The sequence below is a fragment of the Plantactinospora sp. WMMC1484 genome, assembly GCF_049315195.1.
Taxonomy (GTDB): Bacteria; Actinomycetota; Actinomycetes; order Mycobacteriales; family Micromonosporaceae; genus Plantactinospora.
Window position 1 is genome coordinate 4,534,390 of the sequence record NZ_CP186055.1, and the last position, 12,096, is coordinate 4,546,485.

At 73.7% G+C, this 12,096-nt stretch carries 10 protein-coding genes; 7 read left to right on the top strand and 3 right to left on the bottom strand.

Going from position 1 to position 12,096, the window contains the following annotated elements:
* The first annotated feature begins 137 nt into the window (after nt 1-137).
* The 3 genes from ACN28C_RS19925 to ACN28C_RS19935 all read left to right on the top strand — a co-directional run bounded on the left by ACN28C_RS19925 (nt 138) and on the right by ACN28C_RS19935 (nt 5,586).
* Complete coding sequence (locus tag ACN28C_RS19925; protein WP_422769042.1) at nt 138-3,431, top strand: AfsR/SARP family transcriptional regulator; 3,294 nt, start codon at nt 138-140, stop codon at nt 3,429-3,431.
* 194 nt (nt 3,432-3,625) lie between these two features.
* The gene (locus ACN28C_RS19930) at nt 3,626-4,618 is read left to right on the top strand and encodes an ATP-binding cassette domain-containing protein (RefSeq protein ID WP_422769043.1); all 993 of its coding nucleotides are present in this window, start codon (nt 3,626-3,628) and stop codon (nt 4,616-4,618) included.
* 212 nt (nt 4,619-4,830) lie between these two features.
* Complete coding sequence (locus ACN28C_RS19935) at nt 4,831-5,586, top strand: ABC transporter permease (protein ID WP_422774745.1); 756 nt, start codon at nt 4,831-4,833, stop codon at nt 5,584-5,586.
* 190 nt (nt 5,587-5,776) lie between these two features.
* Here ACN28C_RS19935 and ACN28C_RS19940 read toward each other — a convergent pair whose 3' ends face one another.
* A complete protein-coding gene (locus ACN28C_RS19940) occupies nt 5,777-6,355 on the bottom strand; it encodes a TetR/AcrR family transcriptional regulator (RefSeq protein ID WP_422769044.1) in 579 nt (192 codons plus the stop codon).
* A 93-nt stretch (nt 6,356-6,448) separates the two neighbouring features.
* On the opposite strand from ACN28C_RS19940, the gene ACN28C_RS19945 reads away from it, so the two are divergent.
* From ACN28C_RS19945 to ACN28C_RS19955, 3 genes are all read left to right on the top strand, one after another.
* Nucleotides 6,449-7,150 carry an SDR family oxidoreductase gene (locus ACN28C_RS19945; protein WP_422769045.1) on the top strand — a complete coding sequence of 234 codons (702 nt, stop codon included), beginning with the start codon at nt 6,449-6,451 and terminating at the stop codon, nt 7,148-7,150.
* A gap of 79 nt (nt 7,151-7,229) precedes the next feature.
* The gene (locus ACN28C_RS19950; protein WP_422769046.1) at nt 7,230-8,285 is read left to right on the top strand and encodes an SPFH domain-containing protein; all 1,056 of its coding nucleotides are present in this window, start codon (nt 7,230-7,232) and stop codon (nt 8,283-8,285) included.
* A gap of 28 nt (nt 8,286-8,313) precedes the next feature.
* A complete protein-coding gene (locus ACN28C_RS19955) occupies nt 8,314-9,222 on the top strand; it encodes a hypothetical protein (protein WP_422769047.1) in 909 nt (302 codons plus the stop codon).
* Between the two features lie 47 nt (nt 9,223-9,269).
* On the opposite strand, the gene fmdA is transcribed toward ACN28C_RS19955, so the two are convergent.
* The gene (gene fmdA, locus ACN28C_RS19960) at nt 9,270-10,523 is read right to left on the bottom strand and encodes a formamidase (RefSeq protein ID WP_422769048.1); all 1,254 of its coding nucleotides are present in this window, start codon (nt 10,521-10,523) and stop codon (nt 9,270-9,272) included.
* Between the two features lie 20 nt (nt 10,524-10,543).
* Entirely contained in the window at nt 10,544-10,825 is a 282-nt protein-coding gene (locus ACN28C_RS19965; RefSeq protein ID WP_422769049.1) for a zinc ribbon domain-containing protein, read from the bottom strand.
* A 139-nt stretch (nt 10,826-10,964) separates the two neighbouring features.
* Between ACN28C_RS19965 and ACN28C_RS19970 the strand changes: the two genes are divergently transcribed.
* Nucleotides 10,965-12,086: a sensor histidine kinase gene (locus tag ACN28C_RS19970; RefSeq protein WP_422769050.1), complete on the top strand. Its 1,122-nt coding sequence runs from the start codon at nt 10,965-10,967 to the stop codon at nt 12,084-12,086.
* The last annotated feature ends 10 nt before the right edge of the window (nt 12,087-12,096 follow it).

Consider the following 12,096-nt stretch of genomic DNA (forward strand, 5'->3'; position numbering starts at 1 on the left):
CACGGCCTCCCTGCGCGCAAGTTCGGCGAACGCCTCCAAAGCTAGCCATAGCAATCGAAAAGAGCGCAGGAAACGCAAAACTCACGCTCGGTAGCGGCTGCCGATCGCCGAACCCCGGCTGGGCGACAATCGACGGCATGCGGTTCGGCATCCTGGGCGCGACCGAGGCGTACGCGATCGACGGCCGGCGACTTCCCGTCGGCGGTCCCCGCCTGCGTGCCCTGCTGGTGCTGCTGCTCCTCGACGCCGGCCGGACGGTCTCGGCCGACCGGTTGATCGACGGTCTCTACGGCGACGATCCGCCGGGCCGGGCCGACAACGCCCTGCAGTCGCAGATCTCCCGGCTGCGCCAGATGCTCGCCGAGGGCGGCAGGGTCGAGCCGCTGGTGGAGTTCCATCCGGCGGGCTACCGGATTGCGGTCGATCCCGAGGACGTCGACCTGCACCGGTTCACCCGGCTGGTGGCCGAGGGGCGCCGCGCGCTGGCCGGTGGCGACCGGCGACACGGCGTCGAGCTGCTGGGTGCGGCGCTCCGGTTGTGGCGCGGCGAACCGTTGGCGGACGTCCGGGAGGCGCCCTTCGCCCGAGCCCAGGCGATCCGCCTCGACGAACTGCGGCTGACCGCCGTCGAGGAGCGTGTCGAGGCGGAACTCGAGCTGGCGGGCGCGGGACTCTCCGGCCCGGGGGGCGCGGGACTCTCCGGCCCGGGGGGCGCGGGAGCGTCCGAGCTGGGTGGCGCGGGAGCGTCCGAGCTGGGCGGCGCCGGGCCGTCAGTGGCTGAGCTGCGGGAGCTGGTGGCGGCGTATCCGCTGCGGGAGCGACTGCGCGGCCAGCTGATGCGCGCCCTGTACGCCGGGGGTCGGCGGGCCGAGGCGCTGGCCAGCTTCGAGGAGGCCCGGCGCCTCCTCGCCGAACAGCTCGGCAGCGACCCCTCCGCCGAGCTCGCCGCGCTACACGTCGCCCTGCTCCGCGACGCCGGTAAGGAAGGGCCCCCGCTACAACAGAAAACGATAAGCGGGGGCCCTTCCTTACCGGCCGGCGGCGGGCTGCCGGCGCAGGTGAGCAGCTTCGTGGGGCGGGAGGAGGAGCTGGGCCGGGTCGGCAAGCTGCTCGGTGAGGTGCGGCTGGTGACCCTGCACGGTCCCGGTGGTGCCGGCAAGACCCGGTTGGCGATCGAGGCGGCCGCCCGGCAGCCGGGCGAGATCCGCCTGGTCGAACTCGCGGCCGTGGCCGCCGGTGCCGACATCGCCTCCGCGGTGCTGGCCGCGCTGCACCTGCGGGACGCCGCGCTACGGGCGCAGGGCGGCCCCCGGGACGCCGCCGACCGGCTGGTCACGGCGCTCGCCGACCGGAGTCTGCTGCTGGTGCTGGACAACTGCGAGCACCTGGTGGCCGACGCCGCCCGGCTCGTCGCGCGGCTGCTCCGGACCTGCCCGAAGGTGCGGGTACTGGTCACCAGCAGGGAGCCGCTCGGGCTCACCGGCGAGACGCTCTGCCCGGTCTCCGGACTGGCGCTGCCGCCAGCAGAGGCGACCGCCGGCACGGCACCGGCGTACGCCGCCGTCCGGCTCTTCGTCGAGCGGGCCGGGGACGTCTCGCCGGGGTTCGCCCTCGGCCGCGACAACCTCGCGGCCGTACTGCGGATCTGCCGGACCCTCGACGGGCTGCCGCTCGCGATCGAGCTGGCGGCGGCCCGGCTCCGCGCGCTGCCGGTGCCGGAGGTGGCGGCCCGGCTCGACGACCGGTTCCGGCTGCTGAACCGGGGTAGCCGGACCGCCGAGCCCCGGCACCAGACGCTACGGGCGGTGGTGCAGTGGAGCTGGGATCTGCTGGACGAGGCCGAGCAGCGGTTGGCGCGCCGGTTGACGGTCTTCGCCGGTGGCGCCACGCTCGACGCCGTCGAGCAGGTCTGCGGCACGCCGGATGTGGACCGTTCCGACGTGCCCATTCTCGACGTGCTCTCCGGCCTGGTGGAAAAGTCCCTGGTGGAGGCGGCCGACGGGCGGTTCCGGATGCTGGAGACGGTGCGGGCGTTCGGTGCGGAACGGTTGGCCGAGGCGGGCGAGGCGGAGCAACTGCGGCGGGCGCATGCGGCGTACTTCCTGGAGTTGGCCCGCACCGCCGACCACCGGCTGCGGGGTGCGGAACAACTGGAGTGGCTGCGCCGGCTGGACGCCGACCGCGACGACCTGCACGTCGCGCTGCACCGGGCGGCGGCCGGCGCCGACCCCGGTACGGCGTTGGAGCTGGTCGCCGCCCTGTCGTTCTACTGGTGGCTGCGCGGCCTGCGCGGGGAGGGGGCCGCGCTCGCCGGCCGGCTCGTCGAACGGTTCGGCGGTACGCCCCCACCCGGCCTCTCCGAGGAGTACGCGCTCTGCCTGCTGCACGCCTCGCTCGGCGGCTATGGCTCGGGCCCGCATGGTCTCGCACCGGCCGGCGCGATCCTGTGGAACCTGCCCCGGCCGCCCCGGCAGCCGTTCCTGCTCTATCTCTCCGGCGTCGCCAACGGCCCCCCGACCGAGCCGCCGGAATCCCTGGTGTCCATGATGGAAACCCGGGCCGAGGTGTTCGGCGTCGATCCATGGAGCCGGGCGCTGACGGCGCTCGGCCTCGGGCTGATCGGAATGATCGGGGGCCGGTACGACGCCGCGCAGGTCAGGTTCGACGAGGCGCTGGCGGGTTTCCGGAACATCGGCGAGCGCTGGGGGACGATTCTGGCGCTGACGAGCATGACCGAGCTGGTCTATCGGCGCGGCGACCGGGCACACCCGGAACTGGTCGACGAGGCGCTGCGGCTGGCCGACGAACTCGGTTCGGTGCTCGACATGGCCGAGCTGTTGCGTACCCGGGGGGACGGCCGGCTCGGCGTCGGTGACCTGGCCGGGGCGGGTGACGACTACCGGCGGGTGGTGCAGCTGGCGATGCCGGCCGGCGCGCCGGAACTGCTCGCCGCAGCCCATCTGGGGCTCGGCGAGATCGCCCGGCACCGGGGCGACCTCGCCGGGGCCCGACGGCTCTGCGAGCAGGCGCTGACGGAGTGCCCGACCGGGTGGTTCGGGGCGGAGGGGATCCGGCTCGCCATCCTCGTCGCCCTCGGCCGGATCGCGGCCCTGACCGGTGACGCGATCGCGGCCCGCACCCGGTTCCGTCAGGTACTGGGCGCGGCGACGAGTCTCTGGGAGTTCTCCACCCTCACGATCGCGGTCGACGGCCTGGTCGGGCCGGTGCTGCGCGACGGGAACGTCGAGCGCGCCGCCCTGCTGCTCGGCGCGATAGCGGCGTTGCAGCCCGGCAGCAGGGGAGCGATCGACGCCGCGCGGGTCAGCGCCGCGACCCGGCGCCGGCTCGGCGATCCGGCGTACCGGCGGGCGCTGGCCCGGGGCGCGGCGCTGACCCGGCAGGAGGCGCTCGCTCTTCTGGAGGCGGGCTGAGCCTGCTGGCGGTGGCTGAGCCTGCTGGCGGTGGCTGAGCCTGCTGGCGGTGGCCTGGTCTGCTGCGGGGCGAACCGCGCCCCGGTCCGGTGACCGGGCGGTCGGGGCGGCGGTCAGCGGTCGGTGCGTGACGGGCGAAACGGCGGTCAGCGGTCGGTGCGTGATCGGTCAGTGCGCCCGGCGATTGTCGGGGCATGACAACGGAGACGACAGCGGTCGTGGCCGAGGGACTGCGCAAGCGGTACGGCCCGACCCCAGCCCTCGACGGATTCGACCTGAACGTGCCGGCCGGGACGGTCTGCGGCCTGCTCGGCCCGAACGGCGCCGGCAAGACCACCGCGGTCCGGATCCTCTGCACACTGCTGCGCTTCGACGCCGGCCGGGCGCGGGTAGCCGGCTACGACGTGGTTCGCGAGCCCGAGCAGGTCCGCAGGGTGATCGGGCTGACCGGCCAGTACGCGGCGGTCGACGAGGTGCTCAGCGGGCGGCAGAACCTGATCCTTTTCGGTCGGTTGCACCACCTGTCGGCCCGGGCCGCCCGGCGCCGGGCGGACGAGTTGCTGGAGCAGTTCGGACTGACCGGCTCGGCGGCAAGGTCGGCGGCGGAGTACTCCGGCGGGATGCGCCGCCGGCTGGACCTGGCGGCCAGTCTGATCATGACGCCTCGGGTCCTCTTCCTCGACGAGCCGACCACCGGGCTGGACCCGCGCAGCCGCAACCAGCTCTGGGCGGCGGTGCGGGAGATGGTGGCGGACGGTACCACCGTGCTGCTCAGCACCCAGTACCTGGAGGAGGCGGACCAACTCGCCGACCGGATCCTGGTGATCGACGCCGGGCGGGTGGTCGCGGAGGGCACCTCGGCCGAGCTGAAGGCGCGGATCGGGGCGGACCGGATCGAGGTGGTGGTCCGGGAGGCGGCGCAGTTGGGCGGCGCCGCCGGGATCGTCGAGCGTTCCGCCGCCGGTCCGGTGGCGGTGGATGCCGAGATCCGTCAGCTCAGCGCACCGGTAGTGGACCGGGTCGCGGCGCTCGGCGACGTCATGAGGGCGCTGCGCGACGCCGGCATCGCGGTCGAGGACGTCGGGCTGCGTCGGCCGACCCTCGACGAGGCATTCCTGCACCTGACGGGCCACCAGCCCGGCCGGCCGGGGCCGGTGGCGGCGCAGCCGACGGGAGCAGTGGCATGACGGCCGAGTTGGCCCGGTCGGACGGGAGCGGTGGTATGACAGCACAGGTGGCGCGGACCGACGGGAGGCGAGCCGGGTCGGCGGATCCGGGCGTCGACACCGCCGGCACATCGTCACCGCCCGGTCCAGGTGCTGCCGGTTCGCCGGGCCGGGACGTCCGGCCGGGCGGGCCGCTGGGCCGGTTGCGGCGGGCGGCGGCCGACGGCTGGGTGATGACCCGTCGGAACATGGCGCACGTGATCCGGTCGCCCGAGGAGATCGTGATCTACTTCAGCCTGCCGATCATGTTCGTGCTGGTCTTCGGCTACGTCTTCGGCAGCGGCATGGCGGTGCCCGGCGCCGGCAGCTACCGCGAGTACCTGCTGCCGGGCGTCTTCGTGATGACGATGCTCTACGGCCTCGGCGCCACCGCCAGCGGCATCGCCATGGACGTCAGCCGGGGGGTCGTCGACCGGTTCCGGTCGATGCCGATGGCCCGGACCGCCCTGGTCACCGGCCGGACCGGTGCCGACCTGCTCCGCGCCCTGCTCGAAATGACCATCCTGGTCGTCTGCGGGCTGCTGGTCGGTTGGCAGTGGCGCAACGGTCTGCTCGACGCGCTCGCCGCGGTTGGGCTGATCCTGCTGCTGCGGCTCGCCCTCACCTGGGTCGGCATCTACTTCGGCCTGCTGGTGCCGAACCCGGACACGGTGGGAGTGATCGTCTTTCCGCTGGCCTTTCCGCTGACCGCGCTCTCCAACGTCTTCGTCGCACCGGACCTGATGCCGCAGTGGCTCGGCGCCATCTCGTCCTGGAACCCGCTCTCCGCGACGGTGGCGGCGAGCCGGGAGCTCTTCGGCAACCCGGGCAGCGGTGGCGACTCGTGGGCGGCGCAGCACCCGCTGCTGCTCGCGGTCGGGTGGCCGCTGCTGCTGATCGCCGTCTTCGCGCCGTTGGCCGTCCGGCGTTACCAGCGGTTGAGCCGCTGAGAGCTGTCGGCCGGACGCGTACCGCCGTGCGGCGGGGGAGGGCGCGGCGGTCGCTCGGGGGGATCCGGTCCGTACCCGCCTGGGGACGGACCGGATCGCGTGCCCGTTACCCCGGCGGCCAGGCGGCCGGGCGGGGAGAGCCATGGGGCGGCACACGGCTCAGGCGGTCCGGAGGTGGGCGTCGAGCGGCTCAGCCGGTCCGGAGGTGGGCGTCGAGCAGCGCACCGGCGGTGAGTACGGCCAGCCCGTCAAGCCCGGCGCCCTGGGTCACGGCCCGGCTGGTCGAACCGTCGTAGACGATGGTGAGCTGCCTGGCCAGGGTTGCCGGGTCGGGGGCACCGGCGAGCCGGGCCTGTTCGGCGAAGAAGTCGGTCAGCCGCTGCTTGTAGCTCCGGGCGACCACGCTGGCGGGGTGGTCGGGATCGCGGAGTTCGACCACCGTGTTCAGAAACGGACAGCCCCGGAACTCCGGTGATCCGGACAGCTCGTCCAGGTGAGCGAAGACGGCGAGGATGCGCTCGCGAGGATCGAGCCCGGACGTCCCGTCCGGTAGGTGCGCTGCGACCACCGCCGGGCCGCACGCGGCGAGGCTCTCCGCCACCAGGGCGTCCTTGGTCTCGAAGAGCTGGTACATGGTCCGCTTGGAGACGCCGGCGACCTGGCAGAGCCGCTCGACCCCGGTGGTCGCGATGCCCTCCCGGTGGAAGAGCTCGGCCGCCGCCCGGAGCAGCCGGTCGCGCGGAGGTGCCGGGTCGGTCGTCCGAGTCATGTCTCGCAGCGTACCCGGCGGGTTTGCGGGATGGAAACCGATCGGTTTACTCTGGTGAAAACCGATCGGTTTCCTACCTTCGGAGGTCGTGTCATGCAGCTCGAAGACGCCGTCGTCCTGGTCACCGGTGGCAGCCGGGGCCTGGGCCGGGCGATCGCCGCCGAGGCTCTGGTCCGGGGTGCCCGCAAGGTCTACGCCACCGCCCGCGACCCTCGTGCCGTGGGCAACCCGGACGTCGTACCGCTGGCGTTGGAGGTGACCGATCCCGGGTCGGTCGCCGAGGCCGCCCGGCGGGCGGCGGATGTCACGCTCCTGGTGAACAACGCGGCCGGTCTGGTCGGTGCCGGTTTCCTCGACTCGCCGGTGGAGGACGTCCGCCGTGAGTTCGAGACGAATTTCTTCGGTCCACTCGCCGTGACCCGGGCCTTCGTGCCCGGCATGGTCGCCGCGGGTGCTGGTCACGTGCTCAACATCCACTCGGTGCTCTCCTGGCTCGCGTTGGCTGGCTCGTACAGCGCGTCCAAGGCGGCGCTCTGGTCGATGAGCAATTCCCTCCGGCTGGAGTTGCTGGCCAAGGGCGTCGGGGTCACCGGGTTGCACGTCGGCTACATCGACACGGATATGGTCGCGCACCGTGACGTGCCGAAGGTCGCACCGGAGGAGGTGGCCCGGCAGGCGCTGGACGGTGTCGAGACCGGCGCCTTCGAGGTGCTCGCCGACGACCTCACCCGGCAGGTGAAGGGGGGACTCTCGGCCGACCTTGCCGCGCTCTACCCGCAACTCGCCGACGTCTGACAGGGCTTTATCGGCGGCTTGACGCGAAATAGATCTCTCCTTTATCGTCCTCCTGACGAAAACAGGGGAGGGATGTGTCATGGCGGACGTGACCAGACGGCTGTTCCTGCGACACCTGCGCGGGACGCCGACCACGTGGATCCGGCACCACGTCCGGGGCCGCGTCAGGCACGAGGGGGTCGGGCAGTCCTTCTGGTACCGCCCGCTGGTGGGCGTGCTCAGCGAGGTACCGGTCGACGATCGCGAGCTGCCACTGATGTTCCACGCCCGGACGAGCGACTTCGCGGACGTCACCGTGCAGGCGACGGTGACGTACCGGATAGCCGACCCGGCGCTGGCCGCCGGCCGGCTGGACTTCTCGGTCGATCCGCACCGAGGGGTCGCCCGGGCCCGCCCGCTCGACCAGGTCGCCACGCTCCTGGCCGAGCTGGCCCAGCAGCCGGCGCTCGACCTGCTGGCCCGGGTGCCGCTGGCCGAGGCGCTGACCGACATCGCCGGGGTCCGCGAGGCGGTCTCGGCGGCGCTGCGCGACGAGGCGCGGCTGACCGACGTCGGGGTCTCGGTGGTGAGCGCCCGGGTCGTGGCGGTGCGGCCGGAGCCGGAGATGGAGCGGGCACTCCAGACGCCGACTCGGGAGACGGTGCAGGTCGAGGCCGACCGGGCCACCTATGCCCGCCGGGCGCAGGCGGTCGAGCAGGAGCGGGCGATCGCCGAGAACGAGCTGCAGAACAAGATCGAGCTGGCCCGCCGGGAGCAGCAGCTGGTCGAGCAGCGCGGCGCCAACTCCCGGCGCAAGGTCGAGCTGGAGGCCGCCGCCGAGCTGGCGGTGGCGCAGGGCAAGGCCGAGCGGGAGAAGGTGGCGAACGCGGCGGCCGCCGAGCGGGCCCGGGTGCTGGCCGCCGCCGAGGCGGAGAGGGAGCGCGTCCTTTCCGGGGCGAAGGCCGACGGGGTACGCGCGGTCGGGCTCGCCGAGGCCGAGGCGGAGGCGGCCCGGATGGCGGCGTACCGGGACCTGCCGCCGGAGGTGCTGCACGCGCTGGCGGTCCGCGAGGTGGCGGGGCATCTTCCCGAGATCGGCCAGCTCACCGTCACCCCGGACGTGCTGACCGGCCTGCTGGGCCGGCTGTCCCGGTGACCGGAACGCCACCGGCGGGGCGGACACGATGAGTGCCACCCTCGCGCCCAGGGTCGTCGTGGTGAGTCGGCGCAGCGAGCTGGACGAGCTGCTGGCCCACCACGGCACCCGGGCCGCCGCCGGTTACTACCTCCGGCAGCGCGGCCGGGACCTCGCCGACGTCGTCGCCCGGCACGAGGCGCTCCACGCGGCGCTGACCACGGTCGGGGCCGCGATCCCGACCGACTGGCGGCGTGGCCGGGCGGACCGGGAGGACCTGGCCCGGTTCCCGTTCGCCCCCGAGGACATCGTGATCGCGGTCGGTCAGGACGGGCTCGTCGCCAACGTCGCCAAGTACCTCGACGGGCAGCCGGTGATCGGCGTCGATCCCGAGCCGGGCCGGAACGCGGGCGTCCTCGTCCGGTTCCAGCCCGCCGCGATCGCCCGGCTGCTTCCCGTGGTGGTCGCCGGACGCGCGCCGGTGCGTGACCGGACCATGGTGCGGGCCGCGCTCGACGACGGTCAGGAGCTGATCGGGCTCAACGAGATCTACGCCGGCGATCCCGGCCACCAGTCGGCTCGCTACCTGCTCTCCACCGCCGACGGCCGGCGGGAGCGCCAGTCATCGTCCGGGCTGGTGGTCGGCACCGGAACCGGTGCGACCGGTTGGTGCGCCTCGATCGCCCGGGAGCGCGCCGCCGCGCCGTCGCTACCGGCGCCGGACGAACCGGCGCTCTGCTGGTTCGTCCGGGAGGCCTGGCCGTCCCCGGTGACCGGGGCCTCGCTGACCGCCGGGCGGCTCGGAGCGGACGAGACGCTGGAGCTCGTCGCGGAACGGGAGCGTCTGGTGGTCTTCGCCGACGGACTGGAGGCCGACCACCTGAGCATGTCCTGGGGGCAGCGGCTGACGGTCGGCCCGGCCGGCCGGCGGCTCCGCCTGGTGGAGCCGGCGTCGTAGCAGCGTCAGTCGAGGTCGTAGCAGGGTCAGCCGGCGTCATGGCAGGTTCAGAAGGTCGCCTTCGGAGCGCCCTGCCCCGGGGCGACCCGGGTCGGCCCGTCGGCCGAGGGGCGTACGTCGACGTCGAAGATCGCCGTCGGCAGGTAGATCGTGGCGCAGGAGTTCGGAATGTCCACCACCCCGGAGAAGCGCCCCTCGATCGGGGCGGCGCCGAGCAGGAGGTACGCCTGCTCCGGGCTGTAGCCGAACCGCGTCAGGTAGTCGATCGCGTGCAGGCAGGCGCGCTGGAAGGCGAGTTGCGAGTCGAGATAGCGCTGCTCACCGTCGGTGCTCACCGAGATGCCGGAGAAGGCCAGCCACTGGCTGTACCGCGGCGCCACGATCCCGGGCAGGAAGATGGCGTTCTCCGAGACCCCGTACATGGTCATCCCGCCCTTGATGACGTCCACGTGCAGGTCGACGAAACCGCCCATCTCGATCGCGCCGCAGAAGGTGATCTCACCGTCGCCCTGGGAGAAGTGCAGGTCTCCGACGGAGAGGTTGGCGCCGGGGACGTACACCGGATAGAAGATCCGGGTCCCCCTGGTCAGGTTCTTGATGTCCTGGTTGCCGCCGTTCTCCCGGGGCGGCGCGGTCCGGGCCGCCTCCGCCGCGACCCGGTCGAAGTCGCCGCCGGTCAGGGTGCCGAGGATCGCACCGTCCGGCAGCGGCGGCAGCGACAGCGGCGGCACCCGGTCCGGGTCGGTGGCCCGCAGCGCGCCCTCGCGCTCGTTCCACTTCGCCAGTAGGGCGGCCGACGGGGCGGTGCCCATCAACCCGGGGTGGGTGATCCCGGTGAAGGTCACCCCCGGGACGTGCCGGGAGGTCGCCTGCTGGCCGCTGAAGTCCCAGATCGCCTTGTACGCGTCCGGGAACTGGTCGGTCAGGAAGCCGCCGCCGTTCTGCTTCGGGAAGATTCCGGTGTACCCCCAGCCCTGCCCGGCCAGCGGGCCCGAGTCCTCCTGCGGGATCGGCCCGACGTCGAGGATGTCGACGACCAGCAGGTCGCCGGGCTCGGCTCCGCTGACCGCGAACGGCCCGCTGAGCGCGTGCACGATCTGTAGCGGGGCGTCCCGGACGTCCTCGGCCGAGTCGTCGTTGTGGATCGCGCCGTCGAACCACTCCCGGCAGTGCACCCGGAACGTCTGGCCGGGCCGGACGGTGGCGACCGGCGGTATCTCGGGATGCCAGCGGTTGTGGCCGATCAGCTCCTGCTCGGTGAACGCCTTCGTCGAGTCCAGCGGAAACAACACCTCGGGCATCGCGGCTTCCCTTCCACCCGTCAGGGTCGTGGCAGGCGGGCGTGCCCGGGATGGGTCGGCCGGGCCGCCGTGCCGCGTCGGCCGGGTATCCGGGTCACCACCTCCGGCGCCTCGGCACTCCGGCCTGCCCGGTCGAGGGCCGCGACCAGGGGACGCGGCATGGCACGTAGCGACGGCGCCGAGAAGACCCGGGCGGCGTCCGCGGCGCAGGTCGGGCAGCGGAGCCACCCGGGAGCCTCCCCGATCGGAAACCGCGCCGCGACGACGCCGTCGCGGGGACACCGGTACTCGTACGTCGCCACGGCTCAAGGATCGGACCCGGGAGGGCGGCCTCGCAGGGTAATGCCCTAATTGTCGCCGTTCGGGACGGTCGGTCCGGCGGTGGCGGAACTCCCTCCCGGGAGGGAGGCGCCGCTGGTCCCCCCTGGCGATACTGGGGCGATGCGCGCGCGGTGGGCCCGGCTGGTCGAGTGGGGTGGGAGCCGGCCGCCGCTGGTTGTGGACGCCCTCATCGCGATCGCCTGCTACCTGATCACCGTCGTCAACGCCTTCGGCAAGGACCGCACCGAGTGGTGGGTCTTCGTCCTCGCGGGCCTGAACGTGGCTCCGCTGGTCTGGCGTCGGCGGCATCCGTTCTCGGTCAGCCTGCTGACCGGGGTCGGTACGACCTGGCTGGCCCTGGAGCACGCGGTCGGTGACATCCCGGCCGCCCAACTGGTCGCCACCTACACCTTCGCCGCGCTCTGCCCGCCGGTCCGCCGGGCCATCCTGCTGGTCGGCACCGTGGTCGGGGTGGGCGTCCTGCTGCCCCGCTACGAGCTGCTCTCGTTCGGCGCGACCGCGATCGCCTTCCCGGTCGCGTACGCGATGGGGACCAGCGCCCGGGCCCGGCGGGACCGGATCGTCCTGCTGGAGGAGCGGGCGCGCCGGCTGACCGAGGAGCAGGGCGCCGCGGCCGCCCGGGAGCGGGAACGGATCGCCCGCGAGGTGCACGACATCCTGGCCCACTCGATGAGCCTGGTGGTGGTGCAGGCCGAGGCCGGGCCGGTGGTGGTCCGCTCCGATCCGGGCAGGGCCGAGGAGGTCTTCGACACCATCTCCGAGACCGCCCGGGAGGCACTGGTGCAGCTCCGCCGGGCGCTCGGGGTGCTCCGGTCCGACGGTCCGGCCCGGGCGCCGGTGCCGGATCTCGACGCGCTGCCGCCACTGGTCGAGAACGCCCGGCGGGCCGGCCTGGTCGCCACCCTGGAGGAGCACGGGCAGCGACGGCCGGTGCCGGCGGACCTGGGCGCGGCGGCGTACCGGATCGTGCAGGAGTCGCTGACCAACACGCTGCGGCACGCGCGGGCCGGCGCGGTCCGGGTCCGAATGGACTGGGCGGACGCCGCACTCCGGCTGGAGGTGACCGACGACGGTCGCGGGCCCGACGGCGGCGGCCGGCCGGGCGGGTTGGGGCTGGTCGGCATGCGGGAGCGGGTCACGGCGATGGGCGGCACCCTGAACACCGGCCCGGGACCGGGCGGCACGGGGTTCCGCGTCGCGGCCACGCTGCCACTACGGTAGGTGGGCGCGC